Raw genomic sequence first — 21,465 nt, 5'->3', positions numbered from 1 at the left:
GGAAGATGCGGATGGAACCGAACATGCACATCTTCAAGGACGGTGCGGAACTGGCCGAAAAGCTCGCCGGCGATGTTGTCGCGCATTTGAAAGCGGCCATCGAAGAGCGCGGGACGGCCAGCATGGCCGTTTCCGGCGGCTCTACGCCGAAGTTGTTTTTCCAGACGCTCTCCAAGCATGAGCTGGAATGGCCGCGCGTCAGCATCACGCTGGTGGATGAGCGTTTCGTACCTGCGGATAACGACCGCTCCAATCACAAGCTGGTAGCGGAGAACCTTCTGCAGAACGAGGCGAAAGCGGCCTACTTCGTGCCACTCTACCAGTCGTCGGCGTCGCCTGAAGATGCGGCCACACTGGCAACGGCAAAGACCGCCGATATCTGCGATCCGTTCGATATCGTCATTCTCGGCATGGGGACGGATGGACATACTGCGTCCTTCTTCCCCGGTGGCGACAACCTCGAAGAAGCACTCGACCTCGATGAGCCGCGCACCGTGCTGACCATGGCTGCGGAAAATGCGGGCGAGGAACGGCTGACCTTCAATCTCGCGGCGCTCCACGACGCACGCTTCCTGGTGCTGCACATTGAAGGTGCGGCAAAGAAGGAAACGCTTGCGAAGGCGCAGTCCGATCTCGATGAGGACGAAATGCCGATCCGCTCCGTGCTGAACCGGGCGGATTCGACGGTCAATATTTATTGGGCACCATAACCGCTCTCGCTCACGCAGCGGGGGTGCCCAGCACTTGAATGAAACAAGATCGTCGGCCCGGTCTCCCAAGCCTGTGGCCGACGCTCAACAGAAGGACAGGATGAAGCAATGGCTGCCGACTCACGCGTTCAGGCAATTACCGACCGTATCGTTGAACGTTCGAAACCTTATCGCGAGATTTATCTCGAACGGCTTAACCTACAGGTTTTCAAGGGGGTTCATCGCTCCACCCTGTCCTGCGGTAACCTCGCCCATGGCTTTGCCGTCTGTTCCCCCGCCGACAAGGATATCCTTGCCGGCGACCGGATTCCCAATCTCGGCATCATCACCGCCTACAACGATATGCTTTCCGCCCACCAGCCCTATGAAGTCTTCCCGCAGATCATTCGTGATGCGGCAAAGGAAGCGGGCGGGATTGCGCAGGTAGCAGGTGCAGTGCCTGCAATGTGCGACGGTGTCACGCAAGGCCAACCCGGCATGGAGCTATCTCTCTTTTCCCGCGATGCCATCGCCATGGCGGCCGGGATCGGCCTGTCGCACAACATGTTCGATGCAGCGGTCTATCTCGGCGTCTGCGACAAGATCGTGCCCGGTCTGGTGATCGCAGCACTGACCTTCGGCCACCTGCCCGCCGTTTTTATTCCAGCCGGCCCGATGACGACAGGTCTGCCGAATGACGAGAAGTCGCGCATTCGCCAGCTTTACGCCGAAGGCAAGGTCGGTCGTGCGGAGTTGCTGGAAGCCGAATCCAAGTCCTATCACGGCCCCGGCACCTGCACCTTCTATGGCACTGCCAACTCCAACCAGATGCTGATGGAGATCATGGGCTTCCATATGCCCGGCTCCTCCTTCATCAACCCGAATACGCCTCTGCGTGATGCACTCACCAAGGAAGCCGTGAAGCGGGCGCTGGCGATCACCGCACAGGGCAACGAGTTTACGCCAGCCGGCGAGATGATCGATGAGCGCTCCGTCGTCAACGGCGTGGTTGGCCTGCATGCGACGGGTGGTTCCACCAACCACACCATGCACCTGATCGCCATGGCACGCGCCGCCGGCATCATTCTGACCTGGCAGGATATCTCTGACCTTTCGGACATCGTGCCACTTCTGGCGCGCGTTTATCCGAACGGTCTTGCGGATGTAAACCACTTCCATGCGGCCGGTGGCATGGGCTTCCTGATCAAGCAACTGCTGAAGCAGGGCTTCGTGCATGACGATGTACGCACCGTTTTCGGTCACGGGCTAGAGGCCTATACGATCGATGCTAAGCTCGGTGAAAACGGCGGCATTCAGCGTGACGCAGCGCCCGAAGAGAGCCATGATCCGAAGGTTCTCTCCCGGATCGAAACGCCGTTCCAGCCGACGGGCGGCCTGAAGATGCTGACCGGCAATCTCGGCAAATCTGTCATCAAGATCTCTGCCGTGAAGCCGGAGCGTCACATCATCGAAGCCCCTGCCATCGTCTTCCACGACCAGCAGGAACTTCAGGATGCCTTCAAGGAAGGCAAGCTGAACCGCGACTTCATTGCGGTTGTGCGCTTCCAGGGACCGAAGGCCAACGGCATGCCGGAACTTCACCGCCTAACCCCGCCGCTCGGCGTGCTGCAGGATCGCGGCTTCAAGGTGGCGCTCGTCACCGACGGTCGCATGTCCGGTGCATCGGGCAAGGTCCCTGCCGCCATCCACGTCACACCGGAAGCCTCCGATTGCGGCCCGATCTCGCTTATTCGCGATGGCGACATCATCCGTCTCGATGCGGTTTCCGGCACACTGGAAGTGCTGGTTTCCGCAGCAGAGCTTTCCAAGCGCGAGCCCGCAAGTGCCGATCTTTCCGCCAATGAATGGGGCATGGGGCGCGAACTTTTCGCACCGTTCCGTCGCAATGCCGGAACGGCCGACCAGGGCGCCAGCGTCTTCCACTGACCTTGCCAAAATCATTCAGCCAGAGCATCCGCGATGCTCTGGCTGAATGCCTTGACATCCCCTCTTGGGTCATCCCCTATTGACGGGAAGGCCAGCGCCTCTGCTGTCATGTGGCTGTGATGATTGCCCTATAGGGCCTGTGCAGCCAGCCGCAGGGGCGGTGGCGCAGTCTGAAGTGACGGGGGCCAATATGACGATTTTCTCACGCACACGCCGCAACGTGCTGAAGCTCATAGCAGGCACGGCCGTGCTGCCGCTGCTGCGTTTGCCGGCCGTCGCCGATCAGCAGAATGCGCTCCGCGCCATCATCATTTCCGACTTGCACTCCGCCTATGAACGCATGGGCCAGCTTCTGGCGGCGATTGAGACACATATTTCTGCGGACAAAACCCCGCATATCATTCTCCTGAATGGCGATCTGTTCGAAAGCGGCAACACGGTTGCGATGCGGTCTCAAGGCGAAATTGAGTGGAGCTTTCTTTCAGCTCTTGCCAAACTGGTACCCACGGTCGTCAACATCGGCAACCACGAGCCGGACACCGACAATGATCTCGCCCATTTCGTCAGCCGTGCTGCGGGGCTAGGCGTCACTGTTCTTTCCAATATCATCGATAAGCGCAGCGGCACGCCCTACGCACCGGCCAGCAAGACTTTCGAGATCGGCGGACAGACGGTCGTCGTTGTCGGGCTCGCCACCAACGCCATCAACACATATCCGAAAGCAGCGCGCGATGCGCTGACCATCCCCCAGCCGGTGGAATGGGCAAAGGCGAACCTTGCCGAAATCATCAAGCCGGATGCCATCAACATCGTGATGAGCCACGCCGGTGTGGTGGCGGACCGCGATATTCTGCCTCTTCTACCAGACGGAACGCTTGTCGTCGGCGGTCACGACCACCTGAACTTCGTGCATGAAGCCGGAGCCACGCGCTATGTCCATACCGGATCTTGGTGCACGTCGATGGCGGTTGCAAGCATTGCAGGCCCCGGCGAGGCCGCAACCATCGAAACGGTTGCGATCGATCGCAGTGCGAAGCCTTCCCCTGCTCTCAGCGCGCTAATCGAAAAGACGCTCTCTCAGCACCTGACCCCGGAGGAGCGGGAAACCGTCGCCAAAACGGCGAGTGCCATGACGGTCGATGAGGCGGGACGCCGTGTGGCTCAGCTTATCGCGGCGAAGACCGGCGCGGATGTTGGCTTCATTGGCCATACTTCTTTCGGCGCTGGTCTGCCCGAAGGCGACATCCGCCGCTACGACTTCAATGCGTGCCTGCGCTTCGATGGCAAGTTGATGGTCACTGAGGTCGATAGCGAGGTGTTGAGACAGATTTTGAGCCGCTGCAATCAGGATGGCGATATTCCACTGGCCAAGCGCACCGGCGACTATCTCTATGCGATGCCGGACAATCCTGCGGCGAAAGACCGTTACAAGCTTGTCTGTAACGACTGGTCGGCCACCAACCAAAAATCTTACTTCGGCCGTGGCGACCTGACCTTCAGCGAAGTGCCGGACGTGAAGTTGAAGCAGACGGTTCTTACGGGGTTCAGCTGATCGCCGGCGAGTTTTACAACATCGTGCATCGGATAGGACGCCCAGTGCTCCAAGATACACATAGAGAGTGAGCGCAATTCGAGCGACCTCGCGGCAACTGGATTGCTCTCACCCTTTTTCATACGCTGACGGCCTGAGCCGCAACCACGCCAGCTGAGTTAGCGGCGGTACGTCTTGCCAAGCGCATCGAACAGATGAAGCTTTTCTGGCGGTGCAGAGAAGCGCAGCGTCTCACCCTTCTTCACCGGCGCGATGCCTGGGATCTTGACGATGATTGGCTCTTCGCCAGCCGGTGCTTCAAGATAGAGCAACGTCACCTCGCCAAGCGCCTCGACGATCGAGACCTTACCCTCAAACAGATAATCGTCGCCGTTGGCGATGAACAAATCTTCCGGGCGCACACCGAAGGATGCGGCTTTGCCTTCCTCGCCTGCTGGCGTCGCAATATGCACGGCAAGCGTCTTGCCGCCTGCAAGATCGAGCGTGGTGGTTTCGCCGGTCACTCTTACGGTACCTGCAATAATGTTCATGGCCGGCGAGCCGATGAAGCGGGCAACGAAGAGGTTGGCGGGGTTTTCGTAAAGCTCCAGCGGTTCGCCCACCTGCTCCACGCGGCCGCCATTCAACACGACAATCCGGTCTGCCAGCGTCATGGCTTCCACCTGATCGTGCGTCACGTAGATCATGGTGGTGTCCGCCATCTTCTCGCTGAGCTTGGCAATCTCGATGCGGGTCGCAACGCGAAGTGCTGCATCGAGGTTGGAGAGCGGCTCGTCGAAGAGGAAGACCTTGGGGTTGCGGCAGATGGCACGGCCGATCGCGACGCGCTGGCGCTGACCGCCGGAGAGCGCCTTCGGCAGGCGTTCGAGGTATTGGGTGAGTTGCAGGATTTCAGCCGCAGCGCGAACGCGGCGGTCTATCTCCTGCTTGCTTTCCTTGGCGATCTTCATACCGAAGGCCATGTTGTCGTAAACCGTCATGTGCGGATAGAGCGCGTAAGACTGGAACACCATGGCGATGCCGCGGCGCGACGGCGGGATTTCGTTTACCAGTTGCCCATCGATATACATCTCGCCGCCGGTGATTTCCTCCAGCCCGGCAATCATGCGCAGAAGCGTCGACTTGCCGCAGCCGGACGGGCCGACGAAGACGATAAACTCGCCTTGCTTGATATCGAGGTCGATCCCATGCAGGACCTTCACCTCACCATAGGATTTACGGATGCCCTTAAGAATAAGTCCAGTCATGCGGTGCTCCTCCCTATCCTGTTATGCGTGCCGGGCGAAAAACGCGCCCCATGCCGGAAGTTCTACGGTTGTGCCATTCCGTTCAGCCGCAAAGCCGTGACCTTCCAAGACTTCCCATTCGCCATCCGGCAGCTTTGCCGTTGCCGGGACGGCCGACAGGTTGAAGAGGCAAAGCACGGTTTCGTTGCCGAGCGTGCGGGTATAGCTTGAGACAGTCGCATCTGCGTCCTGGAACTCGATCTTGCCCTTTGCAAAAGCCGGATGCTGCTTGCGGAACGCCAGGAAGCGGCGATAGTGCTCCAGAACGGAGCCTTCGTTGCCCTGTTGCGTGCTGACGGCGCGCATCTTGTGTTCGGTCGGGATAGGAAGCCATGTCTTATCGGAGGTGGAGAAGCCTGCCTGCGCGTGGCCCGCATCCCAGACCATCGGCGTGCGGCAGCCGTCGCGGCCCTTGAACTCCGGCCAGAACTGAATGCCGTAGGGATCCTGCAAATCTTCGAAGGCGATATCGGCTTCCGTCAGGCCAAGCTCTTCACCCTCATAGATGCAGACAGAGCCGCGCTGCGTCATCAGCAGAGCTGACAGCACCTTGGCAAAGGCATCCTTGTCCTCGACCGTCTCACCCCAGCGGGTCACATGGCGGACGACGTCGTGGTTGGAGAAAGCCCAGCAGGCCCAGCCTTCAGGTGCTGCTTGAGCGAAGGCCGCCTGAACTTCGGCGACGCGGGCGGGGGTCAGCGCATCCGGTGCCAGGAATTCGAAGGCATAGCACATCTGCATCTTGTCATCGCCGGAGGTGTATTCGCCGACGATCTCTAGACCGCGTTGGCTGTCACCGACTTCGCCGACGGCGGCGATATCCGGGAACTCGTCCAGAACGGCACGGAAGCGCTTGAGGAATTCCAGGTTTTCCGGACGATTCTTGTCGTAGATATGTTCCTGGAAGTTATAGGGGTTTACCGCAGGCGCGGTGGAGGCGTTGCGGCGTTCCGGCGCAAGTGCCGGGTTGTCGCGCAATTCCTTGTCGTGGAAGTAGAAGTTAATCGTATCCAGACGGAAGCCATCGACGCCGCGCTTCAGCCAGAAACGGGTGATATTCAGCAACTCTTCCTGCACTTCCGGATTATGCAGATTGAGATCCGGCTGCGAGGTCAGGAAGTTGTGCATGTAATATTGCATGCGGGTCGGGTCCCACTGCCAACCGGAGCCGCCGAAGATCGACAGCCAGTTGTTCGGCGGCGTGCCGTCCGGCTTGCCGTCGCTCCAAACATACCAGTCTGCGCGCGGATTGCTGCGGCTCGAGCGGCTTTCAACGAACCAGGGATGCTGGTCGGAAGTATGCGACAGAACGAGATCGATCATCACCCGGATGCCTAGGCGATGTGCCTCGGTGATCAGACCATCGAAATCCGCAAGCGTGCCGAACATCGGATCGACATCGACGTAGTTGGAGACGTCGTAGCCGAAGTCCCGCATGGGCGAGGTGAAGAAAGGTGAGATCCAGATGGCATCGGCGCCGAGATTGGCGATGTGTTCCAGTCTGGACGTGATGCCCTTCAGGTCGCCAATGCCATCGCCGTTGGAGTCCTGATAGGAACGCGGATAGATCTGGTAGATCACAGCGCCGCGCCACCAATCCTTGTCGGGAATAAGGGCGGAAGAAACGGTCGCGGTCATGGCATTGTCCTGTTGATTGAAAGCATTCATGGGTTCGATCAGCCTCCCTTGACGGAACCTGCCAGCAGACCGCGGACAAGGTAACGTTGGAGCGCAAAGAAGACGCAGAGCGGCACGATGATGGTGACGAAGGCCGACGCGGTGAGGATTTCCCAATTGCCGCCGCGCGAGCCGAGCAGCGCGTTCAGCGCACCGGTTAGGACCAGTTCATCCTTCTGCGTGCCGAGGAAAACCATGGCGACGAGCAGGTCGTTCCAGGTCCAAAGGAACTGGAAGATGGCGAAGGAGGCAAGCGCCGGGAAGGAGAGCGGCAGCACGATCTTGACGAAGATTTCAAAATCGCTGGCGCCATCGACGCGCGCGCTCTCGATGATTTCCTTCGGCAGACCGGAGATATAATTGCGCAGCAGATAGATCGCGAGCGGCAGGCCGAAGGCGGTATGCGCAAGCCAGATGCCGGCATAGGTTTTGGACGGCACGCCAAAGACAGCGCCGATCCAGTTATAGAGCTGCAGCAGCGGAATGAGTGACATCTGCAACGGCACCACGATCAGTCCGACGACCAGTGCGATCATTAGAGACCTGCCACTAAAGCGCATCCATGACAGGGCATAGGCCGCAAAAGCTGCAATCAGGATCGGGATGATCGTCGCGGGAATGGCGACCGTCAGCGAGTTGACGAAGGACTGCCCGATCCCTTCGGAGAGGAGCACGGTGCGATAATTGTCGAGCGTGAAGATCGGAGGCGTGGAGACAACGACATAAACTCGTTTTGCGCGAGATCCTTCGAAGCTGGCGTTCTTGCTGTATTGATAGCTGCCATCCTCGTTGAGTTGGAGCGTCTCGCCATCACCGAGATCGGCGGACGTACCGGCCTTGAAGGCTGCCGGTTCCTGAACGCGCACGCCGAAGGCCGAGACATTGCCGCTCTTGCCTTCACCGAAGACGTTGCCGGCAATGACGAAGCGTTCTCCCTGCTGCGTTTGTGTCGAAGGATCGCCGAGGCGCAGAGCTTGGGTCTGGTTGGAACTGGAGAAGGCCGTCCACCAACCGGAGACGACAATCTGATCCTTGTCGCGTAGCGAGCTGACCAGAATACCGAGCGTCGGCAGAAGCCAGAGCAGAACGATGAAAAGCACGCTGGCATGGACGATAAGACGTGGAAGGCCGATGCGGCGCAGACGGGTTGCTAGTGTCATATCAGCGGCCCTCCATCTCGCGGTTCGCCTGGCGAATATTCCAGATCATGATAGGGGTAACGGCTGCCATGATGACGAGCGCGATGACGGCACTTCGTCCGCTGTCGCCACCGCCGCGGAACATCCAGTCGAACATGAGATTGGCAAGAACCATGGTGTTCCACTGGCCGTTGGTCATGGTGAGAACAATATCGAAGACCTTGAGGACGAGAATGGTGATGGTGGTCCAGACGACCGCGATCGTGCCCCAAATCTGCGGCACCATGATCTTCCAGAAAATCTGCCAGCCATTGGCGCCATCGATCACGGCAGCCTCGATAGTCTCTTCAGGGATTCCGCGAAGAGCCGCCGACAGGATAACCATGGCAAAGCCTGTCTGAATCCAGATCAGGATGACCATCAGGAAGAAGTTGTTCCAGAATGGCATCGAAATCCACACCTGCGGATTGCCGCCGAAGAACTCGACCAGCGCATTGAGAAGGCCGATCTGCGTCTGTCCTTCGCCGCGATATTCGTAGATGAACTTCCAGATGACGGATGCGCCGACGAAGGAGATCGCCATTGGCATGAAGACGATGGACTTGGCGATATTGCCCCACCAGATGCGGTCGGTCATGACGGCGATGACGAGTCCGAGAAAGGTGCAAGCGGCGGGGACCACGGCAAGCCAGAGAATGTTATTGAAGATCGACTGGCGGAAACCGGCGTCGTAAAAAGCCCAGACATAGTTGGCGGAGCCGACGTAATTTGTACCTGTCCGGTCATAAAATGACAGGAGAAATGTCGCAACGACCGGGTAGACGAGATAGACCGCCAGCAGCAGCAAGGCCGGGCCCACGAAGAGCCACGGACGAACGGCAGCGCGGCGGTTGAGATTGCGCGAAGCGTGAATGACGTCGCCATCCCGCACCGGAAAGATAAGCTGCAATGCTTTGTCCGACAGCCAATAATAGGCGGCGCAGGCAAAGACGCCGACGATAACGACGCCCAGCGCAGATACGATTTGCGTAATCATCATTCCCTCCCCGATCTTGCTTTTATGCGGCTCGTATGTTCGCGCCGCTCTTGTCATTACAGCCCGGCAGCGATGACCGCCGGGCTGGATCTGGAGATTACTTCAGGCCGTCCCAGGCCTTCTGGATATCGTTGGCAACCTGTTCGGCGGACTTGCCGCCGACGAAATCAACCATGCCGGTCCAGAACGCGCCCGCACCGATCTTGCCGGGCATGAGGTCGGAACCGTCGAAGCCGAAGGTGGTGGCCGTCGTCAGAATTTCGCCCTGACGCTTCACCTGATCATTGGCATAGGCATCCTTGTTCACACCCTTGAACGGTGTGAGGAAGCCGGACTGCGCCATCCAGACTTCGTGAGCGATCGGCGTCTTCAGGAATTCGACGAGCGCGCGCGCTGCCTTGGAATCCTTGGTGATGGTGAAGAGCGTCCCGGCACCCAGAACCGGCTTGCCGAGATCTGCCTTGGAGGCGAAGGTCGGCATGTAGAAGAAGTCGACATCCGTTCCGACCTTCGTTCCTTCAGGGAAGAAAGATGGAATGAAGGAGGCCTGACGGTGCAGGTAGCACTTCGGCGGAATGTCGAAGAGGCCCTTCGGGCTGTCTCGGAAGTCGGTGGAGGCAACAGCTGCGACGCCGCCCGAGACATACTTGTCGTTCTTGGCGAACTTGCCGAATTCCTCAATGGCGGCAACGACGCGCGGATCATTGAACTTCACCTCGTTCGTCGTCCACTTCTGGTAGACATCGAGCGGCTGCGTGCGCAGCATGAAGTCTTCAACCCAGTCGGTTGCAGGCCAGCCGGTCGCGCCACCGGAACCCAAACCGATGCACCACGGGGTGCCGCCATCGGCAACGATCTGGTCGCTGAGCTTGACCAGATCTTCCATGGTTTCCGGTACCTTGTAACCGGCTTCCTCAAAGTTCTCAGGAACGTACCACACCAGCGACTTGACGTCCGCCTTGAACGGGAAGGCGAAATAGGCCTTGTTGCCGTCCTTGTTCTTGTACATGCCAAGATCGACCCAGGACTGGCCCGCGCCGTAATTTTCCTTCACCCAGTTTGCCGTCTCATCACCCAGCGGAGTGAGAAGTCCCTTGGCGGCCAGATCGGCAAGAAGGCCAGGCTGCGGCAGAATCGCGACGTTTGGCGGGGAGCCCGCCTGCGTATCGATGACGATCTGCTGCTCGTAGTTTTCCGAAGACGAGTAACGGACATTAACGCCGGTCGCATCGGCAAAATATGCCAGAACGGACTGGAATAGTGCCTCGTCCTCACCACGCCACGGCCCGAAGATCGTCAGCGTTTCGCCCTTCAGGCTGGAATTGGCAGACTTGAAGTCTTCATAGCTCTTCCAGTTGAACTTGCTGTCTTCACCCGGCTTGAATTTAAGTTCGGCGGCAAAGGATGCACCCGACAGAAGCGTGGCTACGGCAACGGTCGTCAAAAATAACTTTTTCATGTGATCTACCTCCCATCACATTAAACGGCTTCGGCGTATCTTTTCAAAGCGCTTTGGCTGCCTATTCATCTCATTGGAAATTGCTCAGAGTCAAGAGGGTTGATGATGATGCCAAATTTGGTTGTGTTTTGCTCTGCAGAAGACAAGATTTGCAGCGCAGCAAGGATTTTTGAATTGTCTAGAGCTTTCACACTTGCTAGCATCCAAAGCGGTTTGGAGACGGTTGAGGAGCGCCTGCAAATCGGCAGATCGCAAGGTTGAGCAGCAGAGGGAGGCTGCGGCATGAATCTAAAGCAATTATCGCAGCTGCTCGGGATTTCTCAGACCACGATCAGCCGCGCTCTCAACGGCTATCCCGAAGTCAATGCCGAAACGCGTCGCAAGATCGTCGAGGCGGCGCGCCAGAACGGATATCGGCCCAACGCGGCCGCACAGCGACTGGCCACCGGCAAGGTCGGCTCCATCGGCCTCGTCATGCCGACAGGTGCGGAGCATCAATCCGACGTTCACTTCGGTGAGTTTCTTAACGGGCTTGGCGAGGTCTCCGCCAAAAACGGATTTCACCTTGTCATCATGCCGACCGATCCGCGCGACGAAGATGAGGCGCTGAAGGACCTTGCGGCCAACGGCACGGTCGATGGCATCTACCTCGCCTACATGAAGAAGAACGACCGCCGCATCGCGATGATGAAGAGCCTGTCGATCCCCTTCATGGTGCATGGCCGCTCCTGGGGGATCGAGCCAGATTACCCCTATCTCGACGTTGACAATGAGGGCGCCTTTCATGATGCGGCATCACTGCTGTTGCAACTTGGCCATGAGACTATCGCCCTGATCAATGGGCCGGAAGGCTTCGACTTTACATTTCGGCGCTATCGCGGTGTTGAAGCAGCGCTGGCAGCTCAAGGCCATTCACTTGATCCCGACAAGGTCAGTCACAGCATCATGACGGACGAAGCCGGGTTTTTGATGATGGAGCGACTGCTCGATCAGCAGCAACAGCCAACCGCTGTTCTCTGTGCCTCCACGGCGCTTGCGCTCGGTGCCATCCGCTCGCTTAACCAGCGGGGACTGCGCCCCGGGCGTGATATATCCCTCATCGCCCATGACGACGTGCTGCCGCTCTTGAAGCCGGTCAATTTTTCCGTGCCGCTCACCACGACACGGTCTTCGCTTCGAGCAGCAGGTATGCGTGTTGCCGAACGGCTTATTGCCCAGATCAAGACTGGGCAAAACGAGCCGTTTCACGAGCTATGGAAAGCGGAACTGGTGGTGCGCGCCTCGACAGGCCCCGCACCTCGGTAATCCGATCAGAACGTCGGCGCGTCTTTGCCGAGCGCGCGGTAAGCAGCGATCACCGTGTTGGCCATCAGCATGGCAATTGTCATCGGACCAACGCCGCCTGGGACAGGCGTGATGGCCGCGGCGACCGCACTTGCCTCTTCGAACGCCACATCGCCAACGAGCCTCGACTTGCCCTCGCCCTTCTCGGGAGCCGGAATGCGGTTGATGCCGACATCGATGACCGTCGCACCTGGCTTGACCCAATCGGCCTTCACCATTTGCGCGCGCCCGACGGCGGCAACCAGGATGTCGGCCGACTTGCAGACGGAGGCGAGATCTTTGGTGCGCGAATGTGCCATCGTCACCGTCGCGTTGGCGTTCAGCAGCAACTGACCCATCGGCTTACCGAACAGGTTGGAACGACCGATCACCACGGCATTCAGGCCCGACAGATCGTCCCCATGGATGCTGCGAACCAGAAGCATGGCACCAGCCGGAGTGCACGAAAGCAGCCCTGTCTTCAGATCGCCGACGGCGAGCTTTCCGGCGTTCAAAACGCTCAGGCCGTCCACATCCTTCTCAGGTAGGATTGACTGGATGATCGGATCGGAATCGAGGTGTTTTGGCAGCGGGAGCTGAACGAGGATGCCGTGGATCGATGCGTCGGCATTCAGCGTCGCGACCAGGGCTGCGAGTTCCTGCTGCGTCGTTTCTTCCGGCAGCGTATGCTGAACCGAGTTGAAACCGCACTGCTTGGCCATCTTGCTTTTGGAGTTCACATAGGCATGGCTTGCAGGATCATCGCCGACGATGACGACGGCGAGACCGGGCTTCTTGCCGGTTTCAGTTTCCAGTCGCTCGGACGCGTCTCGCACAGCATCCGTCACCGATGCCGCCTTGGCCTTGCCGTCGATCACAACCACCATATGCCTGCCTCCTGAGAACCCGCAAACCTGCCTTGAGGGGTGAGACCCCTAATGCTGCGCGAGGCTACAGATTGCAAGGGGAAATCAGTGGATCAAGCGCGACGCCGCGTGTCGTCTTCGGCAAAGCCGTTCAATCTTTGCTTGAGCATGGCCAACTCCTGCCGAAGTGCTTGCAGCTCTTCGGTTTGAGCCTGCGGATGATCTGCCTTGCCTTCGAGTGCTGCGGCCAGCAAGGGCGGCAGACGGAAGCCGTCCGCCTTATTGGTCTTTTGCGCGTAACGGACGCGGTTGGCGAGCAACACCTGACGCACTCGCTCATCGAGCGGGACGTCATTGGCTGGCTCGTCGTGGACATTTTCTTCCCATGTATCGTGCGCGGCCACGTCGTAGCGTTCGCTTACGTCAACGGGTTCAACGTCGTCCTCGACGATATCGTGGAAAATGTCCGGCTCCATCTTGAAATGTTCATGATGCCGCGCATCCGCCACTAGCGGAGCAGCCTCAAAGGCAGCCTCGGCCTCTATTTCCATTTGGATAGCGGCCCCGACACGGTCTTCGGCTTCCATGCGGCGGAAGCTCATGAGGAAGAGTGCCAGCAGCATGCCAGTCAGTGCGCCACCAGCTGCCATTGCGCCGGGAATCATTTGTTGCAGGACACCGTCTTCCTGCAGGACTGCAGGTGACGTGGGCTTGGCGATTGCGGCGGTCACGGTCGGCGCTGCGAAAGGACCTGCCTTTTCGCTTGCCGCGAGGTAATCACGGCGGGCCGTTTCGAGTGCTTTTTCCAGCTTGGCAAGCTCGTCAGGTGCGTTGCCCATGGCACGCAGCTGTTCTTCGACGCCCGCCTTCTCGCGCGTTTGCGCGTCGAGCTCGGCAGCGACTTCCTTCAGTTCCGCCTTTGCGCCGTCGAGCGCACGGCGCAGGGCCGGCATGGCAGCCGATCTCGCAGCGTCGACAGCGCCTTGCGCTGCAATGGTGCGAGGGTGTTTTGGCCCGTGATCGACGTTGACGTCGTCGAGCGCAAGCTTTGCGGTGGTGTAGTTATCCCTGACCGGCGCAAGGGCTTCGAAAACAGGAAGCGGTGGCAGCGCTTTCGTCAGCACATCGTCTGTCTTCATCGCAGAGACCTTGGTGACGGCCTGCGCGAGATCGTGTTCCTTTTCTCCCAAAGCCACGATCGTCGCATCCGCATCATGGAGCGATTGCTGCAGGCCTTGGATACGCGAAACGATATCGTTGCCGTGACGCATCTGAAATCCGGTCAAGGCGCCTTCGGCCGCGTCGAGCGCGGCGCGGGCTTTTTCGACCGCCTGCAAAGCAGGTTCTGCGTGATCGCCACCGATACCTTTGACGACTTGACGGGCGAGATAATCGACGATGCGTTCAGCCGCCTGCGGTGTGGCCGCAGTCACGCCGACATCGATATCCGTCTTCGACGTGGAGGTGATCTTCACCGACTGACGAAGCGCATCTTCAATGGCATTTACAGGCGTGGTCGGCTGAGTGTCGCCCATCAGCAGGTTTGCCAACACGGCAAGCCTTCCCTCTTCGGCAACATCTGTGACGTCCCCTGCCTTGAGCTTCAGCTCAGAAATGGCAAGCGTCAGGGAAACGGGTGACAGCAGGCTCTGCTGCAAGGAGGCCGCGATGCGGCTCGTATCGACGGGGTTTCCATGAGGTGCGGAGACGTTCACGACAGCGTGCGACACGTAACCCGTAGGTGGCGCGGACAGGAAGGCGGACGGCAAGGCTGCGCCAGCGCCACCAAAGGCCAGCACGCACACTGCCGGAATGCCGACACGCCGCCACCCGCCTGTCTGAGGCTGCTGCTTAACCGAACCGACGTGCCTGTTTGTATGAAGAGCCATCGCAACCCGCAGGGATGTAAGAACTGTCCGTCTGGCGGAAATATCAATGAAATCTAAAGGGCCATGGCAAACAAATGGTTAATGCCTCAGCGAAATTGGCCGTGACATCCGCAAAATCAGCATCCTCCCCGCGGGTAAGTCCCGCGCAAGATTGTGGGTCTAGACCGGGGACAGATTAAATACGGAGAATTGTCATGCAGCCTATTCAGCTGTTTGCGCTGGCCTCCCGGCAGGCCGAGTGGCTCTCAATCCGTCAGGAAGTTGTCGCCACGAACATCGCCAATGCGAGCACGCCGCAATATCGCGCCAAGGAAGTCGTTCCGTTCGAAACCGAACTGAAGGCCGCTGGCATGCAGATGGCGCGCACCAACCCGGCGCACATGGAAATGAGCGTGACCGGTGCCGGCAAGATCGGCTTGCGGGATGCTCCACTGAACAATGAAATTGGTGTGCAGGCGTCCGGTAACACGGTTTCGCTTTCGACTGAAATGGCAAAGACCGGCGAGATCAAGCGGCAGTTCGAATTGAACACGCAGCTCGTTCGCACCTTCCACTCCATGATGATGACCGCGGTGGGCAAGTAAGATGGATTCATTATCAACATCGCTCAAGATCGCAGGCAGCGGAATGGAAGCACAGGCGACGCGCCTGCGCATCGTTTCGGAAAACATCGCCAACTCCCGTACGACCGGCGATGGTCCAGGGGCGGATCCCTATCGCCGCAAGACCATTACGTTCGCCAACGAGATGGATCGCGCATCGGGCACCAACCTCGTCGAGGTCAAGAAGCTCGGTTACGACCGCTCCAACTTCATCGAGGAATACGATCCGGACAGCCCGGCGGCCGATGAAAAAGGCGTGGTGAAGCTTCCCAACGTCAACATGCTGATCGAAATGGCCGACCTTCGCGAAGCCAACCGCAGCTATGAAGCAAATCTCCAGGTCATCAAGCAGACGCGCGATTTGATCTCCTCAACCATCGACCTATTGAAGGCTACGTGATGATCGACTCCATTAACGGCGTTAAATCGCTGACCAATAACTCTGCGTTGGACAGCATCAAGGGTGTAGCAAGCGGACTGACCTCGCTTGCGGGCGCGGCCGTCTCAACCGCCGCCACAGCAACCGTCGGTCCGACATTTGCCAGCGTTCTTGGCGGCGTTGCGCAGGATGCGGTGGACTCGCTCAAGAACAGCGAAGCCATGTCCTTCGCCGGCATGCAGGGCAAGGCCAATACCCGCGAAGTGGTCGACGCCGTCATGCAGGCCGACCAGACCCTGAGGACCGCTGTTGCGCTCAGAGACAGGCTCGTCTCGGCCTATCTCGATGTCGTTAAAATGCAGATTTGACCCGTGAGGACCTAAGAAATGAGAGCTCTAGCAATCGCAGCAACGGGCATGGATGCCCAGCAGACAAACCTTGAGGTCATCGCGAACAACATCGCGAACATCAACACCACCGGCTTCAAGCGTGGCCGTGCCGAATTCACCGACTTGCTCTATCAGACCGAGCGTGCCCAGGGCGTGATGAACCGCGCCAACCAGGCCATGGTACCGGAAGGCGCCAATATCGGTCTTGGCGTGCAGACCTCTGCCGTGCGCAAGCTGCATATCCAGGGACCTGTCTCCCAAACGGGCAACGCGCTTGACCTTGCCATCGTCGGCAAGGGCTGGTTTCGCGTGCAGGGTCCGGACGGCGCTCCGCTCTATACCCGCGCAGGCGCATTCAACATGGATTCGACCGGTCGCCTGGTAACGACCGATGGCTACCCGGTTCTGCCGGCGATCACCATCCCGACAGATTCGACCGAAACCAAGATCAGTGATGACGGTATCGTTTCGGTGCGTATCGGCCAGTCGAACCAGATGACCGAAGTCGGTCAGCTGACGATGAGCAACTTCGCCAACGAAGCCGGTCTGCGTCCGCTCGGTGACAACCTCTTCGCCCAGACGGATGCATCGGGTGCAGCCGTCGACGGAACGCCTCAGTCGATTGGTTTCGGCTATCTGAAGCAGAGCTATCTGGAAGGGTCCAACGTCGACTCGGTCAAGGAAATCACCGACATGATTTCCGCTCAACGTGCGTACGAGATGAACTCCAAGGTCATCACCACCGCCGACCAGATGGCTCAGATCGTCAGCCAGAACCTGAAATAAGTGGAAGGTAGGGTAACATGAAGTTCCGCCCGAAAATCATGCCTGTTCAAGGTCGCACGGCGACGTTCGCGTTGGCACTCGCTTTTGCGATGTGCGCTCCGCACAGTGCCATGTCGCAGCAGAAATTCGCTGTCGTTCCCACAGTCACGATACTTTCGGGCGAAATCATCACCCAAGGCCGGGTGACGGAAGTTCCCGTCACCAATCCCAATATCGCCCCCGGCTACTCGCAGTCGATCGAAGAGGTGGTGGGCAAGGTTTCCAAGAGAACGCTGGTTGCCGGGCGGACCATTCCGACCGGCGATCTGCGCGATCCTTATGCGGTGGAACGCGGCGCGCCCGTGCGCATCACCTATAACAATAACGGCATGAACCTTTCGGCCTCCGGCGTTGCCATCGAAGACGGCATGGCCGGCGACATCATTCGCGTGCGTAACAAAGACACCGGCGTGACGGTGAGCGGAACGGCGAAGCTCGACGGGACCGTGGAGGTTTTCCAAAGATGAGGTTTCGTCAGCGCTTTCTTGCTGCGGCACTTGCGGCAATGGCTTTTCTCGCAGCGGCTCCAGACGGCTTCGCGCAGACGATGGCGCGCGTGAAGGATATTGCGTCGCTTCAGTCGGGACGTGAAAACCAGCTGATCGGCTATGGTCTTGTCGTCGGCCTGCAAGGGTCCGGCGACAATATGCGTTCGTCGCCTTTCACCGAACAGTCGATGCGCGCAATGCTGCAAAATCTAGGCATTTCGATGCAGGGCAACCAGACATCTTCCAAGAATGTCGCAGCCGTGATGGTCACTGCCAACCTCCCGCCTTTCGCAAGCCCTGGCAGCAGACTGGACGTCAACATCAGCTCGCTTGGTGACGCCTCGTCGCTGCGCGGCGGCACGCTGATCATGACCTCCATGTCGGGCGCCGACGGGCAGATCTACGCCGTTGCTCAGGGCTCGGTCATCGTCTCCGGCTTCAACGCCGAGGGCCAGGCAGCGCAGGTAACGCAAGGTGTTACGACAGCCGGCCGGGTGCCGGGCGGTGCGATCATCGAGCGTGAACTGCCTTCGCAGTTCAAGGATTCCGTCAATCTCGTCCTGCAGCTTCGAAACCCTGACTTTTCCACCGCAATCCGCATCGCAGATACGATCAACAGCTACGCTCGCACCTCCTTCAACGAGCCGATCGCCGAGGCGCGCGATTCCCAGGTCGTCTACATCCAGAAGCCGCGCACAGCCGATCTTACCCGCCTGATGGCGAGTATCGAAAACCTCGCGGTAGAGACAGACACGCCGGCAAAGGTCGTCATCAACGAACGGACCGGCACGATCATCATCGGGGCGGATGTCCGCGTGTCGAAGGTCGCCGTGAGCTACGGTACGCTGACGGTCCAGGTGACCGAAATGCCGCAGGTCGTGCAGCCTGCCCCGTTCTCGCGCGGACAGACCGCGGTGCAGGAACAGACGGATATCCAGGCTGAAAAGAGCGGCGGCCCGGTCGCCATTCTCGAAGGTCCGAGCCTTCGATCGCTGGTGGCAGGCCTCAACAATATCGGCGTCAAACCGGACGGCATCATCGCCATCCTTCAAGGCATCAAGTCCGCAGGTGCGCTCCAGGCAGAATTGGTACTACAATGATGATCGCCGTTTCCCGAATCTTTACGCCACAGCGGGTTCTCCTCGCGCTCTTCGTCGTCGCCGGTTCGCTGCCTTCGGCACGTGCGCAGGAACAGGTGCGCGTTACCACCGGCGAGACCAGCGGACAGGAAATCCAGCAATATTGCACCAACATCGTCGATCAGGCGCGAGACCAGCGCTATCTGATGCAAAAGCAGGATCTCGAGAAGCTCCAGGAAGACATCAACGAGCGTGTCGCGATCCTCGAAGCACGCAAGGCCGAGTATGAAGACTGGCTGCAGCGCCGTAACGATTTTCTAAAGCAGGCGGAAAGCAATCTCGTCGAAGTCTACAAGACAATGAAAGCGGATGCCGCCGCACCCCAGCTTCAGGAGCTCGATCCGGGCATGGCTGCGGCCATCATCATGAAACTGCCACCGCGCCAATCCGGGCTGATCCTCAGCGAAATGAATGCGAAGAAGGCGGCAACCGTCGCCTCGATCATGGCCAGCGCGACCGATAAAACCACATCAAGAGATCCGTCATGAACAAAGCGCTCATTCTCGCCCTATCAGCTGCGAGCATCCTGACGGGATGCGAGAGCGTTACGAAGAACCAGACTTTGCGGGAAATCGGCAATGCTCCGGCGATGAGCCCGATCGGTAGCGGCCTGCAATTCAACCAGGCACCGCAGCTCGCGTCCTATCCCAAGCAACCGCTTCATGCGGCAAGCGGCTATTCGCTGTGGAGCGATAGCAAGGCAGCGCTCTTCAAGGATTCGCGCGCGCTCAATATCGGCGACATTCTGACGGTCAACATTCAGATCAACGACAAGGCCTCGTTCGATAACGAAACGGACCGCAGCCGAAAGAACAACCGGAAGACCGGCTGGAAGGCAAATGCGGAAATTCTCGGCTGGAAGCCGCAGGCCGACTCATCTCTGAGCTTCGACAACGACAGCGAAGCCAATGGCAAGGGCTCAATCAACCGCGCGGAGAAGCTCACCCTTCTCGTTGCAGCGGTCGTGACCGGTATTCTGGAAAACGGCAACCTGCTGATCAGCGGTTCGCAGGAAGTGCGCGTCAACCACGAAATCCGAATTCTCAACGTCGCAGGTATCGTCAGGCCGCAGGACGTCAATTCCGAAAACACCGTGTCCTACGAAAAGATCGCGGAAGCGCGCATTTCCTATGGCGGTCGCGGACGCATCATGGAAGTTCAACAGCCACCGGTGGGACAGCAGGTCGTCGACCTCTTCTCGCCGATCTAAGAACCAAGCGATGCGATCCTAAAGTGTGTCGCGATCTTTCAGATTCGCTCACACCCTTTAGATCCCTGTGATCGCATGTCGTTCTCGCAAAACCGCTTCACGCCTTTGCGCGACATGCTTGAGTGGCAAGACGACAGACGCGGCAGATGCAATTTTTGCGTTCCGCCGTGTAAAACTTTGAAACAGGCGACAGACCTATGACCGACCAGTTGGCACTTGAAGGACCGGTACCGAAGAAGAGCTCGCCCATCCCGGCGATCGGCGCGATTGCGGTGCTGTGCCTTCTGGGTCTTGGCGGCGGTTGGTTCGTCGGCAAGATGCTGTTCGTGCCCGCGCCACCCGCGTCAGCGGCGCCAACGGCTCCTGCCCATGAGGCGCCGGCAGAAGTTGCTGCAGCCGGCGAGCACGGCGAAGCCCCGAAGGCGGAAGCCCATGGCGAGCCTGCCAAGGATGCTCACGGTGCACCCGTCGGGCCAAGCCTGGTGTCGCTCGACCCGATCATTACCAATCTCGGTTATCCTGCAGAGAACTGGGTCAGGCTTGAACTTGCGCTGCAATTCAATGGCCCTTCCGACCCGGCCGTGGTTCAGGAGCTTCATCAGGAGATCATGGCCTACATCAGGACCGTGCCTCTCCAGCAAATTCAGGGCCCACGTGGCTTTCAATATCTTAGGGATGACCTGAGAGAGATCGTTGACCTCAGGACGAAAGGGCGCGTATCCAAGGTTTTATTCAAAACCTTCGTGATAGAATGATTCGCACCCTTATCTGCCTGATTGCTTTCGCCCTGATACCAGGGGTTGCTTTTGCGCAGCAGTCACCGGCCGATTTGCTAAATCTGCCCGTCGACGGCTCCGCTGCGGCATGGATCATTCGTACCTTCGGCTTGCTGACGATCCTTTCGATCGCGCCCGGCATCCTGATCATGGTCACAAGCTTTCCCCGCTTCATCATCGCCTTTTCCATCCTGCGGTCGGGCATGGGGCTCGGTACCACGCCATCCAACATGATCCTGACGAGCATGGCGATGTTCATGACCTTCTACGTCATGGCGCCGACCTTCGAGCGCTCGTGGAACGATGGCATTCAGCCGATGATACAGAACCAGATCACCGAAGCGCAGGCGATCGAGAGGGCGGCAGAACCTTTTCGGACCTTCATGCTGGCCAACACGCGGCCGAAGGATCTGGCTCTTTTCGTCGATCTGGCGAGCGAGCGGGGCCAGGAGACGATGAACGGCACCCAGCCGCAATATCGAATCCTCGTGCCGGCCTTCATGCTGTCGGAAATCCGCCGCGGCTTCGAAATCGGCTTTCTCGTCATCCTGCCCTTCCTTGTCATCGACATGGTGGTGGCGACGATTACCATGGCCATGGGCATGATGATGCTGCCGCCGACCTCGATCTCCCTGCCGTTCAAGATATTGTTCTTCGTGCTGATCGACGGATGGAACCTGTTGGTCGGCTCGTTGGTACGGTCGTTTTACTGAGACTTTCTCAAGGATGAGCATCAGCCGGGGAACCTCGCTCGGCTGTAACCCCTGCTGCACGCGAAAGATCGCGACACTCTT

General features: G+C 58.9%; 21 protein-coding genes. 14 read left to right on the top strand and 7 right to left on the bottom strand.

Annotated features, from left to right (window positions below):
- Positions 1–11 precede the first annotated feature (11 nt).
- The 3 genes from pgl to WKI41_RS15165 all read left to right on the top strand — a co-directional run bounded on the left by pgl (position 12) and on the right by WKI41_RS15165 (position 4,188).
- A complete protein-coding gene (gene pgl, locus WKI41_RS15175) occupies positions 12–710 on the top strand; it encodes a 6-phosphogluconolactonase (RefSeq protein ID WP_340194325.1) in 699 nt (232 codons plus the stop codon).
- Between the two features lie 108 nt (positions 711–818).
- Positions 819–2,636, top strand: coding sequence for a phosphogluconate dehydratase (edd, locus tag WKI41_RS15170; RefSeq protein WP_340194324.1), 1,818 nt, complete (start codon positions 819–821; stop codon positions 2,634–2,636).
- 190 nt (positions 2,637–2,826) lie between these two features.
- The gene (locus WKI41_RS15165; RefSeq protein WP_340194323.1) at positions 2,827–4,188 is read left to right on the top strand and encodes a metallophosphoesterase; all 1,362 of its coding nucleotides are present in this window, start codon (positions 2,827–2,829) and stop codon (positions 4,186–4,188) included.
- Positions 4,189–4,346: 158 nt separating this feature from the next.
- Here the strand turns inward: WKI41_RS15165 and WKI41_RS15160 are convergent, their stop codons facing one another.
- The 5 genes from WKI41_RS15160 to WKI41_RS15140 form a co-directional block, all read right to left on the bottom strand.
- Positions 4,347–5,435, bottom strand: coding sequence for a sn-glycerol-3-phosphate ABC transporter ATP-binding protein UgpC (locus WKI41_RS15160; protein ID WP_340194322.1), 1,089 nt, complete (start codon positions 5,433–5,435; stop codon positions 4,347–4,349).
- Between the two features lie 21 nt (positions 5,436–5,456).
- Positions 5,457–7,112 (bottom strand): alpha-glucosidase family protein, encoded by a 1,656-nt coding sequence (locus WKI41_RS15155; protein WP_340194321.1) that lies wholly within the window; start codon positions 7,110–7,112, stop codon positions 5,457–5,459.
- Positions 7,113–7,150: 38 nt separating this feature from the next.
- A complete protein-coding gene (locus WKI41_RS15150) occupies positions 7,151–8,311 on the bottom strand; it encodes a carbohydrate ABC transporter permease (RefSeq protein WP_340194320.1) in 1,161 nt (386 codons plus the stop codon).
- 1 nt (position 8,312) lies between these two features.
- On the bottom strand, positions 8,313–9,326 hold the full coding sequence (locus WKI41_RS15145; protein ID WP_340194319.1) for a carbohydrate ABC transporter permease: 1,014 nt from the start codon (positions 9,324–9,326) through the stop codon (positions 8,313–8,315).
- Positions 9,327–9,423: 97 nt separating this feature from the next.
- Positions 9,424–10,785 (bottom strand): ABC transporter substrate-binding protein, encoded by a 1,362-nt coding sequence (locus tag WKI41_RS15140; protein ID WP_340194318.1) that lies wholly within the window; start codon positions 10,783–10,785, stop codon positions 9,424–9,426.
- Positions 10,786–11,067: 282 nt separating this feature from the next.
- Between WKI41_RS15140 and WKI41_RS15135 the strand changes: the two genes are divergently transcribed.
- Entirely contained in the window at positions 11,068–12,090 is a 1,023-nt protein-coding gene (locus tag WKI41_RS15135) for a LacI family DNA-binding transcriptional regulator (RefSeq protein WP_340194317.1), read from the top strand.
- A gap of 5 nt (positions 12,091–12,095) precedes the next feature.
- Here the strand turns inward: WKI41_RS15135 and folD are convergent, their stop codons facing one another.
- Positions 12,096–12,995 (bottom strand): bifunctional methylenetetrahydrofolate dehydrogenase/methenyltetrahydrofolate cyclohydrolase FolD, encoded by a 900-nt coding sequence (folD, locus tag WKI41_RS15130; protein ID WP_340194316.1) that lies wholly within the window; start codon positions 12,993–12,995, stop codon positions 12,096–12,098.
- Between the two features lie 92 nt (positions 12,996–13,087).
- On the bottom strand, positions 13,088–14,863 hold the full coding sequence (locus WKI41_RS15125) for a hypothetical protein (protein WP_340194315.1): 1,776 nt from the start codon (positions 14,861–14,863) through the stop codon (positions 13,088–13,090).
- Positions 14,864–15,057: 194 nt separating this feature from the next.
- Here WKI41_RS15125 and flgB point away from each other — a divergent pair, with 194 nt between their 5' ends.
- The 10 genes from flgB (at position 15,058) to fliP (ending at position 21,384) form a co-directional block, all read left to right on the top strand.
- Positions 15,058–15,447 carry a flagellar basal body rod protein FlgB gene (flgB, locus tag WKI41_RS15120; protein WP_340194314.1) on the top strand — a complete coding sequence of 130 codons (390 nt, stop codon included), beginning with the start codon at positions 15,058–15,060 and terminating at the stop codon, positions 15,445–15,447.
- Position 15,448: 1 nt separating this feature from the next.
- A complete protein-coding gene (gene flgC, locus WKI41_RS15115) occupies positions 15,449–15,865 on the top strand; it encodes a flagellar basal body rod protein FlgC (RefSeq protein ID WP_340194313.1) in 417 nt (138 codons plus the stop codon).
- The gene (locus WKI41_RS15110; RefSeq protein WP_340194312.1) at positions 15,865–16,212 is read left to right on the top strand and encodes a flagellar hook-basal body complex protein FliE; all 348 of its coding nucleotides are present in this window, start codon (positions 15,865–15,867) and stop codon (positions 16,210–16,212) included. The genes flgC and WKI41_RS15110 overlap by 1 nt, the downstream gene beginning before the upstream one ends.
- 18 nt (positions 16,213–16,230) lie before the next feature.
- Positions 16,231–17,019, top strand: a complete 789-nt coding sequence (gene flgG / locus WKI41_RS15105; RefSeq protein ID WP_340194311.1) for a flagellar basal-body rod protein FlgG — start codon at positions 16,231–16,233, stop codon at positions 17,017–17,019.
- A 17-nt stretch (positions 17,020–17,036) separates the two neighbouring features.
- Positions 17,037–17,525: a flagellar basal body P-ring formation chaperone FlgA gene (flgA, locus tag WKI41_RS15100; protein WP_340194310.1), complete on the top strand. Its 489-nt coding sequence runs from the start codon at positions 17,037–17,039 to the stop codon at positions 17,523–17,525.
- Positions 17,522–18,646, top strand: a complete 1,125-nt coding sequence (locus WKI41_RS15095) for a flagellar basal body P-ring protein FlgI (RefSeq protein ID WP_340194309.1) — start codon at positions 17,522–17,524, stop codon at positions 18,644–18,646. Before flgA ends, WKI41_RS15095 begins: the two co-directional genes overlap by 4 nt.
- Entirely contained in the window at positions 18,643–19,173 is a 531-nt protein-coding gene (locus WKI41_RS15090) for a MotE family protein (protein ID WP_340194308.1), read from the top strand. Before WKI41_RS15095 ends, WKI41_RS15090 begins: the two co-directional genes overlap by 4 nt.
- On the top strand, positions 19,170–19,895 hold the full coding sequence (gene flgH, locus WKI41_RS15085) for a flagellar basal body L-ring protein FlgH (RefSeq protein ID WP_340194307.1): 726 nt from the start codon (positions 19,170–19,172) through the stop codon (positions 19,893–19,895). Before WKI41_RS15090 ends, flgH begins: the two co-directional genes overlap by 4 nt.
- A 197-nt stretch (positions 19,896–20,092) precedes the next feature.
- Complete coding sequence (locus tag WKI41_RS15080) at positions 20,093–20,650, top strand: flagellar basal body-associated FliL family protein (protein WP_340194306.1); 558 nt, start codon at positions 20,093–20,095, stop codon at positions 20,648–20,650.
- Positions 20,647–21,384, top strand: coding sequence for a flagellar type III secretion system pore protein FliP (gene fliP / locus WKI41_RS15075; RefSeq protein WP_340194305.1), 738 nt, complete (start codon positions 20,647–20,649; stop codon positions 21,382–21,384). The genes WKI41_RS15080 and fliP overlap by 4 nt, the downstream gene beginning before the upstream one ends.
- Positions 21,385–21,465: the final 81 nt, after the last annotated feature.

Source organism: Agrobacterium larrymoorei (assembly GCF_037722385.1).
GTDB lineage: Bacteria > Pseudomonadota > Alphaproteobacteria > Rhizobiales > Rhizobiaceae > Agrobacterium > Agrobacterium larrymoorei_C.
Note: the sequence above shows the minus strand (reverse complement) of the source record. Positions and strands in the feature narration are given on the sequence as shown.